Origin of the sequence: Candidimonas sp. SYP-B2681 (assembly GCF_003971065.1) — a bacterium.
Taxonomy (GTDB): Bacteria; Pseudomonadota; Gammaproteobacteria; order Burkholderiales; family Burkholderiaceae_B; genus Pollutimonas.
In genome coordinates this window covers 1-20,771 of sequence record NZ_RYDV01000003.1, presented here as the reverse complement: position 1 = coordinate 20,771, position 20,771 = coordinate 1, and the positions used below count along the sequence as shown (strand labels likewise).

Here is a 20,771-nt window from a genome sequence, read left to right as displayed (position 1 = left end):
TATTATTAAAACAACGAGATCTCGCTGATGCGAAGATCCGTGATGAGCATGGATCCGGGTGCGTGGGTGATGCAGAAAGGGGGCTTGCTCGTCTGCAATACGGCTTGAGGGGTGACCCCGCAGGCCCAGAATACCGGCACCTCGCCGGGCCTGACTTCGACCACGTCGCCGTAGTCGGGCTTATTCAAATCGGCGATGCCGATCGCGGCCGGATCGCCAAAATGCACGGGCGCACCGTGGACGTTAGGAAAGCGGGTACAGATTTGGATGGCGCGAATCGCATCGGCCGGCGTCATGGAACGCATGGACACCACCATCGAGCCTTGGAACCGCCCGCCAGGTGTGCAAGCAATATTGCTGCGGAAAATCGCAACATTACGACCTTCTTCGATATGGCGTAGCTTGATGCCCGCGTCCATCAAGGCATGCTCGAATGAAAACGAGCACCCAATGGCAAAGCCGACCAGATCATCGCGCCACAGGGAGGAAATATCGGTCGTTTCCTGCACCCGTTCTCCGTTCTCCCACACGTAATAGCCGGGAAGATCGCTACGCAGGTCGAGATCCTCGCCCAGCATTGGAAGGTAGGGGTCGCCGGGCTTCGTCATGCCGATGACTGGACAGGACTTGGGATTGACATGGCAAAAGGCCAGGAAATCGTCCGCCCAGTCCTTGGGCAAGATAGCCAGATTGGCTTGGACGAAGCCGGGTGCCATGCCCGAAGTCTGGCCCTGGATAACGCCTGCGCGTATCTGTTGACGAAGTTCGCGAGGAATCGAAGAGTTGCGAGTCACACCGTGCCTCCTAAAAAAGACAATCTGAGAGGGGCTATTACAAAGCAGTACAGCTATACAAACAAACGATTTAAAGTTATGGTTTGCCATCGTTTTTTATGATGGCCGCAGAAACCATGATCACCCTTAAAAATCTGGAGACCTTCGTCTGGGTAGCCCGCCTTGGCGGATTCGGCCACACAGCCAAGCGACTGAACACCACGCAGTCAGCCGTGTCGCAGCGCATTGCGCAACTGGAAGGCACCATCGGCACGCCGCTGATTGATCGTCAGCCGCGTCGAACGGTGGTCACCCCCAAAGGTCGCGAACTGTTGCCCTATGCGGAACGGATGTTAAGACTGCATTCCGAAATACTGCACACGGTAGGGACATCTGACACCTTGCGCGGCCATATCCGCCTGGGTGTCGCAGAGACGATCGCGCATACGCAGCTGGTGGGGCTCGTCCAGAAAATGCAGGCGGTCTACCCCTCAGTCGTGGTCGACATCGAGGTGGACGTATCAACAAACCTTCGGGACTCCTTGTTGCGCGGCGACCTGGACATGATCATTCCATCGATGCCTATCCTTGCGCCCAACGTGCGTAACCACGATTACGTGCGCTACCCCATGGCGTGGGTCGCACCACCGTCACTCCGCTTGCCAGAAGGCCCCATTACGCTAAACGATATTGCTCGGTTTCCGGTCATCACCTACCCGAAATCCACCCACCCGTATCAGGGCATACGAGACATGTTTCTGCGTGCCGGTATTGCCGACTTCAGGCTGTACGGCAATACCTCGCTGTCGGCGATCGCGCGTCTATGCGCGGGGGGAATCGGCGTATCGGTCATCCCGCCCACCATCATCGGGCCGGAACTGGAAAGCGGGGAACTGCGCATCGTGGAGGTAGTCGACGGTCAACTGGAAGACCTGCAATTTACCATCAGTTATGTCTTGTCGGCCGACGCCTATTTGCTGGAAGCTATCGCCAGTCTGGCGTTGGACCATCGGTAGGCGGCTAGGCGCGGCAAGCGCGGCGTCCACCGCGCCCAATGCGGTATTGTTTTCATCGCGCATTGAGTACCGCTATCGGTAAGGCCATTTATGAGGGCAAGAGCAAAGCGACACTACTCCATGAAATCAAGCCAAGCCTGGAAGCGATGTGCGCCTTAGGCCGAATGGGGAGGCTAAACCTCAAGTTTGAGCCGACTTATTATGCAGGCCGAGACCTGCATAATGAAATTGGATGATGGTGACCGTTTCGGGGAAGCGATGCAGTTTCGCCGTCCTGATGCGTATTCAGGCCCTATGAACATGGACATTGTCAATTTAGTAGAGCGATGAGATTATCAATGCGAAATTCGACAAAGGGTAAGCCAGCATTTGATTAGGCGGCGTTACGTAGGCCGGCTCAGTGAGCGCGAATAACCAAGCATCCAGTTGCATGGCTATTCGCCTTCTGTTACCGCAACACGCGTTGGCTCAGTCGACCATTTGAGCGAGCGATCCCTCTAGCAGTTTCTTGTAATGTATGGAGGGCAGCTCATTGAGCGGTTGCCGATACTGACTCCATAGCGCTCGATCCTCTTTCGTATGGAAAATTTGTGCCGGCGGCATAGCGGGCCAAGAGGGTACCTCGATCCAGAGTCGCAGCAGATGGCGGCGGTCTTCAAGCTTTGGCGCATCCTGATAATCGGTACGGCCGTGGACCATCATGCGGTTATTGAGAAACTGGATGTCTCCTTCTCTAAATCCCATGTCCAGGTAAAGTTCGGGCGATGCCGCCACCTTGCGCACCTGGTATAGCGCTTGCGATTCTTCGGGGGTGAAAGGGACCTGACCACTTTTTTCTGCGAGGCGGGCATAGCCGGTAGGTAGGTAGCACGTCACTTCACCGGGCTCGAGATGGCGCAGCAACTCAAGCACGATGTTGAGGTGTTCACGCAGACCGCAAAGCGCAGCGGTATCAACATAACGGGCAAGTAAGTGTGCGGTGCGCCGCACGCAAGCCAGGCGCGCTGCGCCCCGGAACACCCCTTTTTTCATCACAAGGAACACATAACCATGAATCCATGGGAGCAGTATTTGTCGCCAGCGGACCGCGCTGTCATTGACCGTGCCAAGTTCGGGCGCAGAATGGGCTTTGGAAAGAAGCCCGCTATCATCGTCATTGATGTCCAGCGGTTCATGATCGGGGACGCCGATGCGCCCATGGCGTGGCCCTCCAATAGTGGCGAGGCCGGCCACGCGGCCATCCCTCATATCCAGGAGGTCCTGCGTGTGGCAAGAGCGCACGACGTGCCGTGCTTTTTTGCAGCATTCGAGATCGACGCGAGCGGCAAGGATATGGGCGTATATCGCCGCAAGCGCGATCTGCTTGAGACCGAGAACTGGTGTCTGGCTGGCTCTCGGGGCGCCGAGCTGTTGCCCGAACTGGAGGTAAACGAAAGCGATATCATCTTCGTCAAGAAAAAGCCGAGTGGTTTTCACGGCACTCCCTTGTTGGGCTACCTGATTGAGCGCGAGATTGATACCGTCATCATTGTGGGTGGATCGACCAGCAACTGTATACGCGCCACGGTATTCGATGCGTCCTCATACAACTACCGCACGATCGTAGTGCGCGAAGGCGTCTTTGACCGAATTCCGATCTCCAACGCGATTTCGCTGTTTGATATGGATCGGCAGTTTGCCGATGTGGTATCCAGCGCAGACGTCGTTGACTATCTGAGCGCGCCCTCCGGCTGCGTCACAGAGCAAGGGGCGCTCGACGTTTCAAGCGAGTAGAGACCTCGGCTGCCGCCCGCGCGGTCATTAAGCTGCCCGGGCGGGCACTTGCATCAGCATAAGGGGAACATGCTGCTGGGCACCATAGACGTCGGTATCGGATAAATCGCCAGAGCCTATTCGTCTTGGCATGGTTACCTTAACCGAGAGCACCTCGGGGTACGGAATAATGAGTACGTCCGTGGGGGCAAGCCGATAGAGCTTTGCAATTTCTTCGGGCAGCAACGCTCCGGACTCAACGATCCAGGCATAGTCTTTTTTCGTCTTGAACACGACGTCTATCGTAAGAACGAAGGCGCCCGCGTTTTTCGAGCGCAATACGGAGGCGCTGTTTTTTAACGGTTCCATGTCAGGCCATCTCCTCGGCACCCAAGTTCACGAGCTCAATCGGGAATATCTCCAGCGGATCGTCAAGCTCCATGGCATGCCAGACACTGAACCGGTAGGTTGGCCCCACGGGGAGATCCGAGGGCGAAAACGGCATGGCAAGGTTGCCGGCCGTGCACAGACGGCCCTCAAATTCGGTATGCATGCTGATATATCGGGCCTTGGCCAGTACAGCTTGCGCTTGCGCTTCGGTGGGGGCCACGACGTCTAACATTAACCCGATTTCGTGGGGCATCTCCCTCGCCTGGGGCTCGGTATCACCGAGACGGCGTCAAGCCCGTAACGGCGTATGGTGAGCGAGTACTGCGAGGGCTCGATGCCAAGAGCTTGCGCTTCTGCGCGGGTGCGCTCCTGAATCTGCTCGGTAAAGGGAACGATTTGAGAAATCAGGATCGGATCGCGTATGCCTGCGAACATGACGGCGCGCCAGCCGGCGTGCATGACGCCTTCAAGCTTTACCGTATAGCGTGCCGCGTGACTGAAGGTGGTGCCTTGCACCTTAACGATGCGATCATCCAGCGCCTCGTAGGTGCATAGCTTCGTGCTGACGATGCCAGATGGCTCGATAAACTCATATGGTGAAGGGTTTTCATACATGGTGTGAGCGGCAACCTTAGTCGGTGTGCAGCGTTTGGCCGGATGGCCAGGCTCGACCGTGAAGTAGTCCGCCCCCAGTGTACCGATGATGCAATCCTGGCCAGTCTTTGGGCTGGCGATCGTCGCGCCGCACTCAATCGTCTTGCCAAGGTGCCAGGCAAGGGCGGGGTCATAACCGAGCATAAGGGGGATGGCGGCATAAATCGCGCTGTCGCTGCATCGTCCTGCGAGAACGACATTGGCACCTTGTCTCAACGCTTCTTGGAGCGGCTCGACACCCATCATGGCGACAATCCGTTCGCTGTGCACGATGGTGCTCTCGTCGAGCGGAACGGGCGGCCATAAGTCGTGGATGCGATGGGCGGCCAGGCGCTGGGCAATCAGATCTCGTGGCGGTTCGGCACCGATGACGGCCAGGCGCGCGTCAAGACGTTCCTGCTGGATGATGCGTTCGACGATCTCGCGCGTGGCTTGAAGGTGAGGGTTTCCCCCGCTGCCCCCGGCCGATCCGATGATTAAAGGAATGTCGTGGCGACGGGAAGCCACTAATAGAAGTCGTAGATCGCGCTCAATGGCCTCAGGAGAGACGTAAGCCTTACCGGCGCCAAGATAGTAGGGGCCTGGGTCCATGGAGCCGGCATCTGCACCAATAAAGTCGATCCCCATGCCCAGGGCCCGGTGCAATGCAATTTCCGTGAAACCATACCCAATGCAGGCGGTGGCGGCAAGTATTCGTAGCGGTTTTTCGGTGGGGATCGTTGGGTTCATCGTGACGTCGCCTCACAGGCAGGTAGGGGATATGCAGTGCATGCTACCATCGCGCCGCGCCAGTGCACTTTTTAAAACCATAGAAATATTGTCATCTGATACGTGCCCACCTATGGTATGAGACGGCACGTATCAACTTCTCAGCCACTGGCATCCCGTTGGTAGACCCAAATGGCGGCATCCAGAAACGCCTCGATTAGCTGCAGGCGTGGGGACGATCGTAGCCAGATGAGTCCGAACCGGCGCGGCTTGCATGGGGCTTTGAGCGGCATGCTGATGACATCCGTACTCGCTCGCCACTGCTCCCATACGCTCGATACGATCGCTACGCCCAAATTCTTATCCACAAGGCGGGTGATGGCTTCCGTCGAGGCGAGCTCGAACCGCTCTCTGAGGGCGATGTTGTTCTGGCGAAGGTAGCTATCGATCTGTTGGCCGGCCCAGCTTTCCCGGTGGTAGCGAATGAATGGCTCGCGCTCGAGCAGCAGGTGTGGGTCGGTACCTTCATGTCGGCGCGAGGCGATCATGACGAAGGGCTCTTCGCTCAGTAGGTGCCACCCCATGGTCTTGGAGGGCGTAAACGAAGGCTCTAGGGCGATTGCAGCATCAAGGGCGCCTCGTTCGACCTGAGTATGGAATTCCGAGGACTGCCCTGACATGATGCTCACTCTTATTTCCGGATAGCGCGCAGCGAGCACTTCCAAAATGTCAGGGATTTTTCCGGCCAGGACGGTGTTGCCGCTTCCGAGATTGAGCTCGCCTCTGAGCTCGTTCGTATTAGCCAGCGCCGGCAAGGCCGAGATGTCGCCCAGAATTTTCTCTGAGGCGTCAAGAATTCGGTGGGCCGCCTGCGTGAGATGCACGGCTTTTCCGGCGCGACGAACAAGGCTTATGTTCAGCTCGGCCTCAAGCGCGCGTATCTGTTGGGCGACAGCGCCGTGTGTCACATTCAGGCGCCGGGCGGCTTCGGCCATCGAGCCATAGCGGTGTACCGCCAGGAGAGTCGTAAGTAGTTTTGTATTCATACAATAGTGTAGCTATCTTCTAATGATACGGTAAAGCACCATCTCGCTTAGGTGTATATGAGTAAGATGCTCGCACTGAAACAGGAGGTTCCATGCGCAGCAAGCTATTTGTACCCGCTTCCAGGCCCGAGTTATTTGCCAAGGCGCTCAAGAGTCAGGCCGACGCCATTTGCTTTGACCTGGAAGATGCCGTTCTTGAAAGCCGCAAGCAGTACGCCCGCGACGAGATGGCGCGCTTTTTCGCCACGGACGAATTTCATGGCCTTCGGCAAGAGGGCAAGAAAAGCATCATCGTGCGTGTCAACGCCCTGGAAACCTGTCACACCGAAAAAGACCTTGCTGTGTGCTGCGCGCCCGGTGTAGATATCGTCAATATCCCCAAGGCGGACACCATCGAGAGCGTGCTGGAATTTATTTCCCTGCTTCAGGCGCAAGAGACCCGTTTCTCGGGTGGCCACGCGCCCCAGTTGAACATTCGCGTGCTGGCCAATATCGAGACGCCGCGCGCGATGTTGAATGCCGGCGGGATTGCGGGCGCTCACGAACGGATCTGGGGCCTCCAGCTTGGATTGGGCGACCTTTTTGAGCCCTTAGGGATCGATCGCAACGACGCCCAGAATGTCCATGCAATGATGATGGGAATGCGTATTGCGGCCGGTGCCTCTGGCAAGGTGGCCTACGATACCGCCTATACCAATGTCGCCGATGCCCAAGGGTATCGCCAAGAGGCCTGGCGAGCGAGGCGCCTTGGTTTTCTTGGCAAGACCTGCATTCACCCAAGCCAAGTCGCCATTGCTAATGAAGTCTTTAGCCCCTCTGAGGAGGAAATCCGCTGGGCTGCCAAGGTGGTCGAATCCGCCGAGCAAAACGACGTCAATGGCGCCTACATGCTGGATGGAAAAATGATCGACGGGCCTTTCATCGAACGCGCGAGGACGATTCTTGCCCAAAGCGGCGCGTAAACGATGACAGACACAGGCTCCCATGGTGCGTGTGTGCGGGGGGCCGGGCAAACCTTTGAGATCCTTACCCAACATGAATAACGACTATCCCTTGTCTGGCATCAAAGTGCTGGATCTTAGCGCCTATATCGCAGGCCCGTATGCGTGCAATCTTCTCGCCGACATGGGCGCCGAGGTGATTAAGATCGAGCCTCCCGAGGGCGATAATCTGCGCAAGTATCCGTCCACGCTGCCCAGCGAGAGTCGCGCCTTTCTCGGGGTCAACCGGGGCAAGTACGGCATGTGCCTCGATCTAAAGACCACCGTGGGCTACGATGTTTTCGTGCGCCTGGTCAAGCAGGCCGATGTCGTGGTGCATAATTTCCGACCCTCGGTGCCACCGCGGCTGCGTATCGACTACGAGACCCTACGAGCTCACAACGCACGGCTTATCTATTGTTCCTTGACCGGTTATGGCCAAAGCGGCCCATTGGCCAACCGGGCCGGCTACGACCAAGTGCTGCAGGCCAGAACCGGCATCTGCTCATCGCAAGGCACGCCCGAGGATCCGAAGATTGTGTATGGGTCGGTGGTGGACTATTACGGTGCGGCAATGCTGGCCAATGGCGTGACCGCCGCCTTGTTTCATCGCGAGCGAACCGGCGAGGGCCAGCACGTCGCCGTATCGCTCTTGGGTAGCGCTTTGGCTATGCAGGCGGCCAGGCTGGTGGTGGCCAACGAAGAGCCGCGGGCCATCAATCGAGACATGCGTTCGGGAGGCATCACCGGTATTCATGCCACACGAGGTGGACATATCTATATCTCGGCCAATACGCCGCACTTCTGGCGCGCGCTCTGTACCTTGATTGGTCTGCCGGCACTGGCCGATGACGAACGCTATGACACCGTCAAGAAGCGGGCCGCTCATGTCGACGAACTACTTCCCGTGTTGCGCGGCGCCTTGTTGTCACGAACCGCAGAAGAGTGGGAAACGCTTTTCGGCGAGCAGGTCCCGTGTTCGGTTGTGCGACGTATCGAGGATGTGTTTGAGGACGCTCAGGTCCAGGAGCAAGGCTTGGTGGGCGAGTATACCCATCCCGTGGTGGGCCGGTATAAAACTATCGCTAATCCGATTTCCTTCGGTAGCGTGAAAGACAGGCGCACGCTTCGTCCTGCACCCGGTTTGGGCGAGCATACGGGTGTACTCATGCAAGGACTTGGCTATTCAGAAGCCGAGATTGCCCAAGCGGTCGTCGAGCGCAACGTCAGCGCTTAAATAGTCATACCCGCATTCTGGCCGATCGAGCTGGAAGCGTTTTTTATGTTCACGTTGTGGGTCTAACTGCAAGGAGGCCGTTATGTCGAAACGCGATACCCTAAAGAAATTGTCCAGCCTTACCCTAGTGGGGGTGCTCAGCACCACCTTTGCCCTCTCGGGCGGTACCGCGGTCGCTGCGGCATGGCCAGAACGCCCGGTTCGCCTCGTCGTCCCGTTTGCCCCGGGCGGCAGCAACGATGTGATCGCCCGCAAGCTGGCTGACAAGCTGAGCAAGAGCATGGGCCAGACCTTTATTATTGAGAACAGAGCGGGCGCAGGCGGGGTGGTGGGTGCCGGCTATGTCGCCGCCGCCGCCCCGGACGGCTATACCTTTCTCTTTATTTCTGGCTCGTTGGCGACCTCGGCCGCCGTGCAAAAGACCTCCTACGACGTCAAGACCGCCTTTGAGGCTGTCTCCCTCGTGGCCGACGCCCCTTTCGTGGTCATTACGCGTAAGGACTTTCCCGCCAAGGACATCAAGGGCCTGCTCTCCTACGCTAAAGACAACCCCGGGAAGATCAATTTCGGCAGCGCCGGCTTAGGCGACAGCTCCCAGATGGCCACAGAGCTACTTGCCAATAAGGCCGGCGTGAAAATGCAAACGGTCGGCTACAAAGGGATCGCCCCCGCGCAGATGGATCTTGTCGCTGGACGGCTAGACATGATCATTACCACGATGGCGTCCATTCGCGGCACGCCAACCGATGAGCTTCCCAAGCTAGCCTTCACGGGCGAGGAGCGCGATCCGGACTTTGCGCACATTCCCACGGTCAAGGAAGAGACGGGTCTGAACTATGTCGTCAACGTCTGGTGGGGAGTGTTCGGACCCAAGGGGCTAGATACGACCGCCCGGGACAAGCTTAACGCCGAGATCCGAAAAGCGGTCTCGTCCGAGGATTTTGCACAGTTTCTGAAGTCCGCGGGCGCCCGTCCCAAAGCGTCCACGCCGGCGCAGTTGCAGGCGCTGCTGGAATCCGACGTTGACCAGTGGATGCAAACCGCGGAAGCCGCCGGGATACGCGCCAAGTAAGCCCGATCTTTTTAAATTTTTTCGGACGTTTCCGGAGTAATAATGACGACCCCACCGAACATTGACACGCCAGCCGAGCGAGAGGCGATCACGCAAGCCATGACGCAGTACTTCGCTATCAGCACAAAGCATCTGCATGACGTTCCTTCCCGCACGGAACCGGCGGTCTTGGTGAGCGAAGTAGAGCGGCTCAATGCTGCGGTGCGCGCCAGTGTTCGTGATGGGATGAGCCCGTTTTGGCAACCGGCCGATCACAGCCGCGTGCAGGCCCAGAATGAGGATCCGAGCAACAAGGCCCATTCAGCAAAGGACGGGCGTGTAAGCCTGCGACCAGAGCCGGCGGGCACTCCTTTGACGCTGGCGCAAGCTGCGCGACAGCTGCAATCTGGAGAGGTAAGTGCCGAAACACTAACGGCCCATGCCATCGAGCGCGCCACCGAGTGCCAACCTGAGCTCAATGCGTTCATAGAAATTTGGGCGGACAAGGCGATGGCGCAGGCCAGGGCGTTGGACCTAGAGCGCGACCGCGGACACGTTCGGGGCCTCCTACACGGCATCCCGCTCGCACACAAGGATTGCTTCGAAATTGAGGGTCATGCGGCGACCATCGGTTCCAAGGCGCGTCCTGCCGTGCCAGCACATCGTGATGCCCGCGCGATTCATCTTTTAAACGAAGCCGGCTCGGTTACGGTCGGCACCTTAAACATGAACGAGATGGTGGCGGGCCCAACGGGTCAAAATCCCATATTTGGAGACTGTTGCAATGCCCTGGAGCCTTCTCGGATCGCGGGGGGATCGTCTAGCGGTTCGGGAGCGGCGGTGGCCGCTGGCGCGGTTTTCGCCTCCCTGGGCAGTGACACGGGTGGGTCCATCCGCTTGCCAGCCTCCGTCCATGGCTTGTATGGTCTAAAGCCGACTTACGGCCGAATCTCGCGTGATGGCTGTTTTCCACGCGCCTTTTCCTTGGATTGCGTAGGCCCGCTGACACGCACGGCTGAGGACTGCGCCATTGTTCTACGCGCGGTGGCAGGCCATGATGATGACGATCCCTCGTCGATGAATGCCGTTGTGCCAGACTACCCGGCTTTGCTTGATGTCGCGGCAGAAAAAAGCCGCGTCGCCGTGCTCGGTTTGTCGCAGGCTGATCAATGCGACCCCGAGATAGCAAGCGTTTTCAGGGAGTTTATCGCGCGTGCCGAGCGGCTCTTCGGTGTCGTGGGAGAAGTCGCCTTTGCACAGCTATCGGCGTGCTACGCCATGGGCGACGTCATCTCCAAGGTGGAGGCGGCCACGCTGCATAGTCAATGGATGCGCACCAATCCGCAAGCTTACTCCCAGGCCGTGTATTCGCGAACTGAGCCGGGGCTACACATGCCCGCAGCGCGTTACCTTGAAGCAACCATGGTTCGCGCTCAAGTACTAAGCGAGTTTTTAAGCGGGCCGATGTCTGATGCGGACATTTTGCTTTGCCCGACGATTCCCATTCCCGTGCCCTTACGCGCTGATGCCGACATGGAGAAAAAGGGGAGCGTCTTCAATGTGGTGGCGGCCTTAACTCGTCTGACGCGTCCCTTTAGCTATCTGGGCGTGCCCGTCTTGACCATGCCGATTGGCCTGGATAAGTACGGCATGCCTGTGGGAGTGCAGGTCATCGGTCGCCCCTTGTCCGAAGCGCGATTGCTGTCCTTCGCGCATCAGATGTCGCTCGCTTGAGTGGCCCCTCAACGCTAGATCTAATTACATAGAGCAGGGTTAAACCGATATGAAACCGTGGGAAAAGTACCTTGGTGAAGAAGACAATGCCGTTGTGCAGCGAGGCCGTTTTGGTCGGCGCATGGGATATGGAGATCAGCCCGCCGTCGTAGTAATTGATGCCCAGCGCTATATGGTCGGCGAGCAAGGCGGCGACGAGAGCTGGCCTTCCAGTTGCGGCGAGGTGGGCCGTAAGGCCGTCGGACATATCCAGCGCATCGTGAAGCAAGCGCAGGCATGCGATGTACCCTGCTTTTTCACCCTATTTGAGATTGATCGCAGTGGCAATGACATCGGCGTGTACGGGCGTAAGCGCGACCTCCTCGATAGCGAACACTGGTGCCTTGCCGGCACAGTGGGCGCCGAGCTGGTTCCGCAACTGGCTCCCGGCAATAAGGACGTCGTCTTTGTCAAAAAGAAGCCCAGTGGGTTTCACGGCACCCCCTTATTGGGCTACTTGATCGAGCGCAATATTGATACGGTAATCGTGGTGGGCGGTGCTACCAGTAACTGCATCCGCGCTACCGTATTCGATGCTTCCTCCTACAACTTTCGCACCATCGTCCCCGAGGAAGCAGTGTTTGACCGGATCCCCATCTCTCATGCCATCAGCCTCTTTGACATGGACCGGCAATTTGCCGATGTGGTATTGGTGGAGGACGTGCTGGCCTACCTGAAGAGGCTTGCACACAAAGGGTAGGGTGTGAGCAGTAAATCCATGTGAGCTGCCATTGTGACGGCAAGAGGGCGGCCTTGATCGGCGCCACCATGAGCGGGGCCTTGGTCATCATCGGGGCTCTTGCGCAGTGCCGACGCAAGCAATAGCGCCGGGGTGGGCGGTATGTGACTGCTCCGCGCATAACGCTGAAGCGTTCAGCTTCGCAAGAATACCCCAAAGGCAGCAATTGAAAAATTTTCGAAGGCCCTTGCAGTCGTCCTACGCAATCCCGAGACCGAGCAAAGAATCAAGGCCATCAATGCCGCGCCCATGGTCGGTGGAGCAGAAGACTTAAAGCGACTGCTTAAATCTGAAATGCAAAGAGCAGAAAAAATTGTCCGCGATGCAAATATACAAGCTTAATGAAGCGGCAGGGTATCTTATACATGGCGGGGATACTAGCTTTCGTGTTCGGTGCAGGCTCCCCGCTTAACGCCAAGAACGCGCGTTTACTCAGCGATGAACTGGGCGATCACGACCCCGCATAGGGCCGCGTTGTGATCCATCTTGACCGCCTTGGAGTAGGGCCAATCCGGGTTTAGGAAGCGCAAGAAAAGGTTCGTACCATCGGTTGCCAGCTCTGCCGGAGTTGTGGTCGAGAGGAGAGTGGTTCATAGCCCTTATACTGTTTATATATACAACAGGCGTACCATAAGGGCTAAATGTGAGAAAGATCACGAAATAGGGCGAGCTTATAATGAACGGACGGATTGATCCACGACTGGCGGCTACGAACGGATTAATTTTCATCTGCGTTTGGCCTGGGTCGGATCGTCTAGCGTTGGTTGTGGTGGCGTAGAACTAAAGTTAAGTTGAAACTCTAAACATAATGCGCGGGTTGAGGTTTTTCAAAGAGGAGCTTAAACATCCGTGAGCGTTACGATTCGATGATGCGGTTCAGTGCAGCCTAGCAGTCTTTTGGAGAACCTGAATTCGGATGGTCCCATCATCGGATGAGCACAGAGACGGTTCTTGGGCAGAGTCTGCTGCGCAAATGGCGTAAACTTCCAGGCTTCGCTGCTCAGCGGGAAGGTTGGTCCTTAGCTTCGGTAGACGCTTCGGTTTTTGCTAATAGCCATCTGTCAGTGATATCGCCATAATTTCGGTATGGACGCTGCAAACATCACTCGAGAGCTTCTGCGCAGGGCCAAGCAAATCGTGCGCGACGAGCTCGACGCGGCGGATGCCGAGGCCGTTCTTCCCATTTTTTATCGCTTGTGCATGAACATGACCGTGCGTTGGAACAAGACTTAGATGACAGCCGAAACTTCCAGGTGCGGCGGTTACATTGATCGATAGTCATCCTTGTGAAAAGTCGAATTCTCGACAGTTGTCGGTTCAGCGGCACATTCCATAGGCCTCTCCGGTGATGGCGATAAGGCATCGCCGATCACGACGTGCTTGGTCACGGCGCTTAATACCGGCCTGGACAATAATTTTTGTCGCGCTGAGCTACCCAGCGGAGATAATCATTCTAATGACCGGCGCGTGTACAGACGTAATCGCTTGGCAATGAATACGCACTACGGTTGTTCAAGACATCGTGAAGGCGTTTGACTTCCGCAACAAGATCATGGCGTCCGCACTACCGCTGTTCCGATCTTAATGGCCCGTAGTCGCGTTCGAGTTGTAGTTGAAAGCACAGAGCCAGTCCTTGCAGAAAAATGGACAAACGGAGGTGATTTTGTCCATCATCTCGCAGCTTTCAACGGGCACATGAAAAGAAATTAAGTCATTGATTTTGCATGAATCAGTGCAAGTCCATTTAGTGTAGACTTGGGTGTAACAGCCGATAATCGCCACTCTCGGCAAGGGGCGGAATCACCAACGAGCAAAGATGACCGGGATGCTTTGCCGCATCCGCCAACGTGGAATTCAGTTGTGATTCAACTATGGTTTGAAATTCTTTTTTAACGTTCAAACGTATAACGCTTGAGGCTCCGTTCTTGAACTTTACCAACTTGGGTCTCGCGATAAAAAACGATTTGTGAAGACGTTCATGGTGCTGATCTGTGAGCTCACCGCTTGCACGGCGTCGTCAGAGCTTCTAATTTCGCCAGCCATTGCAAGGCATGCTCGCGGCTTTCTCCGCACATTGTGCGTTCTGGCTGCAAGGACGAGCACACGCTTGGCCGCTCAGGATGCCCGAAAATCAAGCACTGTTCGTTATCGTCTAACTGGACGCATCGGATTCCGGCTGCTTTGCCTTCGGGCATTCCGGGAATCGGGCTTGAAATGGAAGGGGCAATGCAACAAGCTCCACAGGCTGACCGGCATTCCACTTTTTAAATCCAGCCTCTGATCCAGTACACCAGCAAACCCACATATTCTTTAATGATCGAGCGGCTTGCGTCCAGCGCCCGCATATTTGGCTGCCAAAACGAGAATCCAGGCTCGCTGGGAACCACGATCTGCGGCGCCGATGGGGCAGCAATGGCTGTTACTCCCTGCTTTTTGAAGACCGCCATCGCTCGGGGCATATGCAGCGCCGAAGTGACGATAAGGACATGATCGATATACCGCTTCTTCAGTTCTTCCATGGTATAGAGGGCATTTTCGTAAGTCGTAAAGCTACGATTTTCTATGACCACCGCTTCAGAAGGGATATCTTGTTGCTTGAGCGCATTCGCCATCATTTGGGCCTCGCTGATCCGGCCCTCAAGGGCGGCGCCGGAAACGACGATGACGGGGGCACGATGCGCCTTATACAGACTGGCAGCGGTGTCGACGCGTGACGTAGCAGTTTCGCTGTTGTAGGGTTCAAACCAATTAAGCCGGTTATTGGCTGTGCTTCCTCCCAGTACAACGATTGCCTGCGCGGTCGGCAAGCTAACCGGAGGTTTATGGGGGTACAGCTGCTCTAGCCGGCCCCCCGCCCACAGCGATGATGCCGGCAACGACCAAAACAAGGCCCAGCTAAGCCCAGCGGTTGCGATGAAAAAGGCAGTCTTGCGTTGTCGAACAATGAACAAAATGGCCGCCACCACCAATAAAGCGATGCATAAATTCAGGGGAATCACTAAATTGGTTAAAAAACTCGAAAATGTCATTCGCTGCCGTTCAGTTTTTTAGCGCAAAAGGGTAAGAACCTGTTGCTCTGTTTCTTCAAGAGAGGGCCATGTGTGTGCCGATCCCAGGCATGTTGCTTTTTTTGACCACGGACCAGTACGCTCGGGTTGCGTTACGCCGAACAGCGTAAGTTGCCGGGCGTCTGCGGCCGCCGCAAGGTGAGAAACGCCGGAATCATTGCATACAACCAGCGAGGCAAGTCGGGTGAGTGTAGCAAACGCACCAAGATTAAGGGGCGGCAGGCACAGCGCGGTAGGCGCATTTCTGCGGGCCGCATCGGCTTCAGAGGCGGGGGGGCACATTGCAACGGTATAGCCGCGTTCTTGCAGCTTGCGCGTTAGCGCATCAAAATGCGGCCAAACCTTTATTCTTCCATGGTGAAGGCCTGTCGCCGTAGGTGCGATCAGTACGAATTCGCCCGGCTCCAGTCCGGCGTTCTTCAACGCGTGTAGCGCATCCTTGTGATGCTTGTCTGCCAACCGCAAACCCAGCCGTGGTGCCGGATGAGCGGGAGAAACCGAATGGTTCCAGCGCTTGAGTGCCTGGCTGGTGATGTAATGCCAAGATTCGACTGCATGCAGATTGGCGGGTGGTTTATTAATAGGCCAGCGCAATATCAGGCTGCGCCCGTCATCACGATATCCCGCGCTGGGAATACCCGAAAATTTGAAAACCATGGCGCTGGACAACGAATCAGGTAATAACAGGCCCCGAGGATGCGCATGCTGAGATTTTTTGCGGAAAGTGGTTACCGATGCACGGTCTTCACGCCAGTGTCCTCTCATTTCGATAAAGCCCCCCAGTTTGTACGCCGCGAGCAGGTCCTTCGCCCATGGTTTAGCGCAGACCACTATGGGTAGTTGCGTCGCTAACAGGGCGTGCAAGCTAGGCAGACTCATGCAAACGTCGCCGATCCAATTGGGAAGACGCACATAAATAGCTGAAAGATTAGACATGGATGAGTAAGGGCGGTGGCGGGGAAGTATGATGGCTGACGTTCATACTGGCGCTACGCAAAACGCGCAGCCTTGCAAGAACGTTAAAATCAGCCATCCAATAGTATATAAGCGAGTTTATTGTTGAAGTCTGCCCCTAAAGCCACATCGTCTCGTTCCGAACCCGTTAAATTCGATCTGTGGCGTCGGATCTACACTCGTGTGGGAGTTTACTGGAAGGCTGTGGTTGTGGCCGTTTTACTGGTAAGTGTTGCAGCCGCTACCCAGCCGACATTGGCCATCATCATGAAGCCTCTGCTGGATGAAGGCTTTTCGGGGAATAAGCCGTCGTATATTTGGTCCATACCGCTGGCCGTAGTCGGCTTGATGCTGGTGCGCGGTATATGCAGTTATGGCAGCACCTATTTGCTGGCCTGGGTCGCCAACAATATGCTGCTGGGCTTGCGCAAAGAAATGTTTCATCGTTTGTTGGGACTGTCAGATGAAAACTTCAAACGAGGTGATTCCGGCCGGCTACTGAACCGTTTCACCATCGATGCGGGCACCGTGACCGGCTTGGCAACCGAAGTAATAACCGTTGTCGTGCGCGAAACCTTGGTGGTTATCGCTTTACTGGCAGTGCTGTTGTATATGTCGTGGCAGCTAACATTGATTGTGCTGATTATGCTGCCGGTCTCCACGCTAATTGCCCGTGTCTTTATCAAGCGTCTGCGGCGTATCAACCGCGAGACGATAGGCATGAACGCCGAATTGACCCGCGTAGTACGAGAAGGCATTGACGGCCAGCGGGTCATCAAATTATTCGACGGCTACGATCGGGAAGCCAGCCGTTTCGAGTATGTCAATGGCCGGTTGCGGCGTTTTGCGATGCGTGCTGCTGGGGCCGATGCCGCGATGTCGCCGCTTACCCAGTTTTCCGTCGGGCTGTCTGTGGCTGCCGTCATTGCGGTTGCTTTGTATCAGGCCAACACCACAGGCCTCACGGTGGGCAGTTTCGCTGCGTTCATGGCGGCCTTAGGTCAGATTTTCGATCCCATGAAACGCCTGACCAATATTGCCAGCGCCATGCAGCGTATGTTGATCTCGGCGGAAAGCGTCTTTACCTTGATAGACGAAAAGCCGGAGGACGATAGCGGCAAACTGACCCTTGCCCAACCGGTTCGGGGCTTGGTCGAATTCGAAAATGTCTACCATCGGTTTGCCAACTCGCAATCCGACACCCTTAGCGATGTATCATTTACGGCGCAGCCTGGAGAAACGGTAGCGCTTGTAGGCCGTTCGGGTAGTGGCAAGACTACGCTGGTAAATATGTTGCCTCGATTCGTGCTGCCCACCAGCGGCGCTGTCAAGATCGACGGCCGGGACGTAAAAGACTTATCCTTGCGGGACCTACGCGCGCACTTGTCGTTAGTTAGCCAGGACGTCGTTCTTTTCGAGGGCACAATCGCCGATAACGTCGGCTATGGATCTCTGCACGACGCCAGCCGCGAAGAGATTTGCAACGCCCTTGATGCCGCCAATTTACTTAGCTTTGTGCAGGGCTTGCCGCAAGGACTCGATACGCCGGTGGGTGAAAATGCCAGTCAATTGTCGGGCGGGCAGCGTCAACGCTTGGCGATTGCTCGGGCGCTGATCAAGAATGCGCCGATTCTTATCCTCGACGAGGCGACATCGGCCCTGGATAACGAATCGGAACGACAAGTGCAGGCTTCACTTGAGCGCTTGATGGCAGGGCGGACAACGCTGGTCATCGCGCACCGACTGTCTACCGTACAAAAGGCGGATCGGATCGTGGTGCTGGATGCTGGCAAAATTGTGGAGCAGGGCCGCCACCAAGAACTCCTGGAAATGGACGGCCTGTATGCTGCGCTCTATCGTATGCAGTTCCGCGAAGAAGATTGATAATGATTGGAATTTAAAAATGAAAAGAATAGTGATGTTTGCCGCTGTAGTCGTGCTCGCTGGGTGCGCTACCAAGCAGGCTGGCGTAAGGGAATACGACTTGCGGGACCCACAGTATTTCCATACCGAACGGACCCTACCGCTAACTTTTCCAAAGATTCAAATGGCTTTGTTCAAGCACAAGACAGCTTGCGGGAGCGCACCTAAGTTTTCCATGGATCCTCGCCAGACTAACTATGCGACCATCATTGACCTGCCGGAAGATGCCGTGAGCTTGGAGCGAGCCGTATTGGCCGATTTGATCCAGTTACAAGGCACAATGATGGAAGAGTCACGTGTCAGGGTCAAGGTGTATTCGTATTATTCAGACGCGGCTGCTGACAAACGCGTTGAGCAGTTTTTCAACGCCATCTTGCGTCCAGAAGTGTGCGCGGACGCTAAATAAGCACGATATCGTATTGTTCCTGAGAGTATTGGCTTTCTACTTCCAGCGATATGGGCTTTCCGATAAAGTCGCCCAGCATGGCTAAGTGTGAGCTTTCTTCTTCCAGGAACAGGTCGACGATAGCCTGCGATGCGAGAATCCGGAATTCCTTGGGATTGAACTGCCGCGATTCACGCAGTATTTCGCGCAGTATCTCGTAGCATAATGTCCTAGGCGTCCTGACATTGCCGCGCGACTGGCAGGTGGGGCAGGGCTCGCATAACTGATGCGCCAATGAATCGCGTGTCCGCTTGCGCGTCATTTCCACTAGCCCCAACTGGCTAAATCCGCTTACGGTCATGCGAGTCCGGTCTTTTGCCAGCGCTTTGTTAAGCTCGGCGAGTACCGAGCTGCGATGCTCGGCATCGTCCATATCAATGAAGTCAAGAATAATAATACCGCCCAGATTTCGCAGGCGGAGCTGGCGTGCGAGCGCGATGGCGGCCTCGAGATTCGTTTTGAAAATAGTGTCGTCAAAACTGCGTCCGCCGACAAACCCCCCGGTATTTACGTCGACGGTGGTCAAGGCTTCGGTCTGATCGATAATCAGGTAGCCGCCCGACTTCAGGTCTACACGCCGGGATAGTGCTCGGGCGATTTCTTCATCGACGTTGGCGGTATCGAATAGCGGTCTTTCGCCACTGTAGTGCCTGATTCGGCTTAGTACAGAAGGTGTATAAGTTTTTGCCCACTCTAAAAGTTCTTGCGTGGTGCTTCGTGAATCTACTGTGATCATGCCGGTGTTGGGTCCGACCATATCGCGCAAGACCCGCTGGGCAAGTGTCAGGTCGGTGTACAGGACGGATGGGGTAGGCTGGACTTTGACCTTGGCTTGTATGCTGGCCCATATAGTCCGTAGATACGACTGATCCGCCTGCAGCTCTTCATCTGTGGCAACTTCGGCTTGTGTGCGTACGATAAAGCCGCCGCTTTCTTCTTCTGGCATGAACGACAGTACCCGCTCACGTAAAGAATGGCGGTCTTGCTCGGATTCTATTTTCTGGGAGATCCCTACGTGGGGATCGTAAGGCAGATAAACGAGCATGCGGCCGGCGATGCTGATTTGCGTAGAAAGGCGGGCGCCCTTGGTGCCCAGCGGGTCCTTGATCACTTGCACCATCAGTGATTGCCCCTCGAACAACAGTTTCTCGATCGGTGTGATCGCCGTGCCGTTGCTGCGTTCAGTCCGGTTCTGCCTGAGGTCAGCCACATGAATGAAGGCCGCACGGTCTAGGCCTATATCTACAAAAGCGCTTTGCATTCCGGGGAGGACGCGAACTACCTTACCCAAATACAGATTCCCGACATGCCCGCGTTGGATACTGCGTTCTATATGTAGCTCCTGTACAGACCCTTGTTCTACTAGTGCTACGCGAGTTTCAAACGGCGTTACGTTAATCAGAATGTCTTCAGTCATGGGCAGTTAGATTCATAAAGCTTCAGAAGGATAAGTGTAGGGCCGATTATGCTGCCGGTGGAGGCTATAAAGAGAGTGAACGGGCGCATTCAGGAAAGAACATCCCGAAGAGGGTACAGAAGATCAGGCAGTGGCACGTACTATATATAGATCAGAGCACGTTACGCTAACTATATAGGAGGCCTTCAGTAATCACTATACAGAATGATCACTATATAGAAAGAGAGCTTAGAAAGAGAGCTTAGAAAGAGAGCGTAGAAAGAGAGCGTAGAAAGAGAGCTTCGAAAGAGAGCTTCGAAAGAGAGCTTCGAAAGAGAGCTTCGAAAGAGAGCGCCGCGTTTGTATGGGAAATACTTTCGGAGGACCCTAGCTGTGGAAGGCCTTTCTCTATATATATAGAGAGAGAAGAAAGGATTCAGTCCCACCCAGTTCTTGATTTGCATCACTATTCAGGGGGAGGCGTGGTCTGCCTTCTGTCAGTTCTGCCGTATAAGTCTCGTATTTGTGGGTCGCGCCAAATTATTTTCTTAGGCCCGCCATTTATATTTCAGAATTGTTTCAATGGCTTAGGCGCGCGTCTCTGCGTTTGGCGCGCGCTGCTGACCGCTTTTGCCCCAAAGCCGCTTGCACGGCGCTAAAAAGCTGTGCTATAGTTTCGTTCTTCGCCGCACAACGCACTCGGGTTTACCCGGATGTTGGAAGGTAGCGAAGGGCAGGAAAAGAGCAGCGAAGGCAGGGCGGTAAGTGGCAGGTTGGCGGTGCGGTGCGGTCTAGGCCTCCCCCCGGTTTGACAAGCCCCACGAACTCCTTCATAATCTCGTTTCTCTGCAGACACCGCAGGCAGG

Annotated in this window: 20 protein-coding genes and 1 pseudogene; 11 read left to right on the top strand and 10 right to left on the bottom strand. The window is 55.8% G+C overall.

What is annotated here, in order from left to right; genetic code table 11:
• Nucleotides 1–5: 5 nt before the first annotated feature.
• Nucleotides 6–794, bottom strand: a complete 789-nt coding sequence (locus EKL30_RS07430) for a putative hydro-lyase (protein WP_233582902.1) — start codon at nt 792–794, stop codon at nt 6–8.
• Nucleotides 795–910: 116 nt separating this feature from the next.
• On the opposite strand from EKL30_RS07430, the gene EKL30_RS07425 reads away from it, so the two are divergent.
• Entirely contained in the window at nt 911–1,789 is an 879-nt protein-coding gene (locus EKL30_RS07425) for a LysR family transcriptional regulator (protein ID WP_158618403.1), read from the top strand.
• Nucleotides 1,790–2,257: 468 nt separating this feature from the next.
• Here the strand turns inward: EKL30_RS07425 and EKL30_RS07420 are convergent, their stop codons facing one another.
• Nucleotides 2,258–2,821: a TauD/TfdA family dioxygenase gene (locus EKL30_RS07420; protein WP_233582964.1), complete on the bottom strand. Its 564-nt coding sequence runs from the start codon at nt 2,819–2,821 to the stop codon at nt 2,258–2,260.
• An 18-nt stretch (nt 2,822–2,839) separates the two neighbouring features.
• Here EKL30_RS07420 and EKL30_RS07415 point away from each other — a divergent pair, with 18 nt between their 5' ends.
• Nucleotides 2,840–3,562 carry a cysteine hydrolase family protein gene (locus tag EKL30_RS07415; protein ID WP_126706593.1) on the top strand — a complete coding sequence of 241 codons (723 nt, stop codon included), beginning with the start codon at nt 2,840–2,842 and terminating at the stop codon, nt 3,560–3,562.
• Nucleotides 3,563–3,589: 27 nt separating this feature from the next.
• Here the strand turns inward: EKL30_RS07415 and EKL30_RS07410 are convergent, their stop codons facing one another.
• The 4 genes from EKL30_RS07410 to EKL30_RS07395 all read right to left on the bottom strand — a co-directional run bounded on the left by EKL30_RS07410 (nt 3,590) and on the right by EKL30_RS07395 (nt 6,339).
• Entirely contained in the window at nt 3,590–3,910 is a 321-nt protein-coding gene (locus EKL30_RS07410) for a DUF4387 domain-containing protein (protein WP_126706592.1), read from the bottom strand.
• A gap of 1 nt (nt 3,911) precedes the next feature.
• Nucleotides 3,912–4,163 (bottom strand): hypothetical protein, encoded by a 252-nt coding sequence (locus tag EKL30_RS07405; protein ID WP_126706591.1) that lies wholly within the window; start codon nt 4,161–4,163, stop codon nt 3,912–3,914.
• Nucleotides 4,163–5,314 carry an acyclic terpene utilization AtuA family protein gene (locus EKL30_RS07400; RefSeq protein ID WP_126706590.1) on the bottom strand — a complete coding sequence of 384 codons (1,152 nt, stop codon included), beginning with the start codon at nt 5,312–5,314 and terminating at the stop codon, nt 4,163–4,165. The genes EKL30_RS07405 and EKL30_RS07400 overlap by 1 nt, the downstream gene beginning before the upstream one ends.
• Before the next feature lie 140 nt (nt 5,315–5,454).
• A complete protein-coding gene (locus EKL30_RS07395) occupies nt 5,455–6,339 on the bottom strand; it encodes a LysR substrate-binding domain-containing protein (protein WP_126706589.1) in 885 nt (294 codons plus the stop codon).
• Nucleotides 6,340–6,431: 92 nt separating this feature from the next.
• Here EKL30_RS07395 and EKL30_RS07390 point away from each other — a divergent pair, with 92 nt between their 5' ends.
• From EKL30_RS07390 to EKL30_RS18840, 7 genes and pseudogenes are all read left to right on the top strand, one after another.
• Nucleotides 6,432–7,301: a CoA ester lyase gene (locus tag EKL30_RS07390; protein WP_126706588.1), complete on the top strand. Its 870-nt coding sequence runs from the start codon at nt 6,432–6,434 to the stop codon at nt 7,299–7,301.
• Between the two features lie 73 nt (nt 7,302–7,374).
• Entirely contained in the window at nt 7,375–8,556 is a 1,182-nt protein-coding gene (locus EKL30_RS07385) for a CaiB/BaiF CoA-transferase family protein (RefSeq protein WP_126706587.1), read from the top strand.
• A gap of 82 nt (nt 8,557–8,638) precedes the next feature.
• Nucleotides 8,639–9,628, top strand: coding sequence for a tripartite tricarboxylate transporter substrate binding protein (locus EKL30_RS07380; RefSeq protein WP_126706586.1), 990 nt, complete (start codon nt 8,639–8,641; stop codon nt 9,626–9,628).
• 42 nt (nt 9,629–9,670) lie between these two features.
• Nucleotides 9,671–11,341: an amidase gene (locus EKL30_RS07375; protein WP_126706585.1), complete on the top strand. Its 1,671-nt coding sequence runs from the start codon at nt 9,671–9,673 to the stop codon at nt 11,339–11,341.
• Nucleotides 11,342–11,390: 49 nt separating this feature from the next.
• Entirely contained in the window at nt 11,391–12,080 is a 690-nt protein-coding gene (locus EKL30_RS07370) for an isochorismatase family protein (RefSeq protein ID WP_126706584.1), read from the top strand.
• Nucleotides 12,081–12,275: 195 nt separating this feature from the next.
• A pseudogene (locus EKL30_RS19455) lies at nt 12,276–12,461 on the top strand (hypothetical protein); the annotation flags it as partial.
• Nucleotides 12,462–13,205: 744 nt separating this feature from the next.
• Nucleotides 13,206–13,352, top strand: coding sequence for a hypothetical protein (locus tag EKL30_RS18840; RefSeq protein ID WP_158618402.1), 147 nt, complete (start codon nt 13,206–13,208; stop codon nt 13,350–13,352).
• 764 nt (nt 13,353–14,116) lie between these two features.
• On the opposite strand, the gene EKL30_RS07360 is transcribed toward EKL30_RS18840, so the two are convergent.
• Genes EKL30_RS07360 through EKL30_RS07350 form a run of 3 tightly spaced genes read right to left on the bottom strand, consistent with a single transcriptional unit; the run spans nt 14,117 to nt 16,123 of the window.
• Nucleotides 14,117–14,380 carry a YkgJ family cysteine cluster protein gene (locus EKL30_RS07360; RefSeq protein WP_126706583.1) on the bottom strand — a complete coding sequence of 88 codons (264 nt, stop codon included), beginning with the start codon at nt 14,378–14,380 and terminating at the stop codon, nt 14,117–14,119.
• A 3-nt stretch (nt 14,381–14,383) separates the two neighbouring features.
• Nucleotides 14,384–15,148, bottom strand: coding sequence for a YdcF family protein (locus EKL30_RS07355; RefSeq protein WP_126706582.1), 765 nt, complete (start codon nt 15,146–15,148; stop codon nt 14,384–14,386).
• Between the two features lie 18 nt (nt 15,149–15,166).
• Nucleotides 15,167–16,123 (bottom strand): glycosyltransferase family 9 protein, encoded by a 957-nt coding sequence (locus tag EKL30_RS07350; RefSeq protein WP_126706581.1) that lies wholly within the window; start codon nt 16,121–16,123, stop codon nt 15,167–15,169.
• A 120-nt stretch (nt 16,124–16,243) separates the two neighbouring features.
• On the opposite strand from EKL30_RS07350, the gene msbA reads away from it, so the two are divergent.
• Both msbA and EKL30_RS07340 read left to right on the top strand, forming a co-directional pair.
• Nucleotides 16,244–18,025, top strand: coding sequence for a lipid A export permease/ATP-binding protein MsbA (gene msbA, locus EKL30_RS07345; RefSeq protein ID WP_126706580.1), 1,782 nt, complete (start codon nt 16,244–16,246; stop codon nt 18,023–18,025).
• 19 nt (nt 18,026–18,044) lie between these two features.
• The gene (locus EKL30_RS07340; protein WP_126706579.1) at nt 18,045–18,470 is read left to right on the top strand and encodes a hypothetical protein; all 426 of its coding nucleotides are present in this window, start codon (nt 18,045–18,047) and stop codon (nt 18,468–18,470) included.
• On the opposite strand, the gene rng is transcribed toward EKL30_RS07340, so the two are convergent.
• The gene (gene rng / locus EKL30_RS07335) at nt 18,463–19,926 is read right to left on the bottom strand and encodes a ribonuclease G (RefSeq protein WP_126706578.1); all 1,464 of its coding nucleotides are present in this window, start codon (nt 19,924–19,926) and stop codon (nt 18,463–18,465) included. The two genes, EKL30_RS07340 and rng, sit on opposite strands and share 8 nt — an antisense overlap.
• Between the last annotated feature and the right edge of the window lie 845 nt (nt 19,927–20,771).

What these genes read in the sequence shown, in the direction of transcription:
- EKL30_RS07420 (WP_233582964.1), bottom strand. Translation starts at nt 2,821, where the DNA reads ATGAAAAAAGGGGTGTTCCGGGGCGCAGCGCGCCTGGCTTGCGTGCGG.
- EKL30_RS07415 (WP_126706593.1), top strand. Translation starts at nt 2,840, where the DNA reads ATGAATCCATGGGAGCAGTATTTGTCGCCAGCGGACCGCGCTGTCATT.
- EKL30_RS07405 (WP_126706591.1), bottom strand. Translation starts at nt 4,163, where the DNA reads ATGTTAGACGTCGTGGCCCCCACCGAAGCGCAAGCGCAAGCTGTACTG.
- EKL30_RS07410 (WP_126706592.1), bottom strand. Translation starts at nt 3,910, where the DNA reads ATGGAACCGTTAAAAAACAGCGCCTCCGTATTGCGCTCGAAAAACGCG.
- EKL30_RS07375 (WP_126706585.1), top strand. Translation starts at nt 9,671, where the DNA reads ATGACGACCCCACCGAACATTGACACGCCAGCCGAGCGAGAGGCGATC.
- EKL30_RS07380 (WP_126706586.1), top strand. Translation starts at nt 8,639, where the DNA reads ATGTCGAAACGCGATACCCTAAAGAAATTGTCCAGCCTTACCCTAGTG.
- EKL30_RS18840 (WP_158618402.1), top strand. Translation starts at nt 13,206, where the DNA reads ATGGACGCTGCAAACATCACTCGAGAGCTTCTGCGCAGGGCCAAGCAA.
- EKL30_RS07390 (WP_126706588.1), top strand. Translation starts at nt 6,432, where the DNA reads ATGCGCAGCAAGCTATTTGTACCCGCTTCCAGGCCCGAGTTATTTGCC.
- EKL30_RS07400 (WP_126706590.1), bottom strand. Translation starts at nt 5,314, where the DNA reads ATGAACCCAACGATCCCCACCGAAAAACCGCTACGAATACTTGCCGCC.
- EKL30_RS07385 (WP_126706587.1), top strand. Translation starts at nt 7,375, where the DNA reads ATGAATAACGACTATCCCTTGTCTGGCATCAAAGTGCTGGATCTTAGC.
- EKL30_RS07340 (WP_126706579.1), top strand. Translation starts at nt 18,045, where the DNA reads ATGAAAAGAATAGTGATGTTTGCCGCTGTAGTCGTGCTCGCTGGGTGC.
- rng (WP_126706578.1), bottom strand. Translation starts at nt 19,926, where the DNA reads ATGACTGAAGACATTCTGATTAACGTAACGCCGTTTGAAACTCGCGTA.
- EKL30_RS07425 (WP_158618403.1), top strand. Translation starts at nt 911, where the DNA reads ATGATCACCCTTAAAAATCTGGAGACCTTCGTCTGGGTAGCCCGCCTT.
- EKL30_RS07350 (WP_126706581.1), bottom strand. Translation starts at nt 16,123, where the DNA reads ATGTCTAATCTTTCAGCTATTTATGTGCGTCTTCCCAATTGGATCGGC.
- EKL30_RS07355 (WP_126706582.1), bottom strand. Translation starts at nt 15,148, where the DNA reads ATGACATTTTCGAGTTTTTTAACCAATTTAGTGATTCCCCTGAATTTA.
- EKL30_RS07395 (WP_126706589.1), bottom strand. Translation starts at nt 6,339, where the DNA reads ATGAATACAAAACTACTTACGACTCTCCTGGCGGTACACCGCTATGGC.
- EKL30_RS07370 (WP_126706584.1), top strand. Translation starts at nt 11,391, where the DNA reads ATGAAACCGTGGGAAAAGTACCTTGGTGAAGAAGACAATGCCGTTGTG.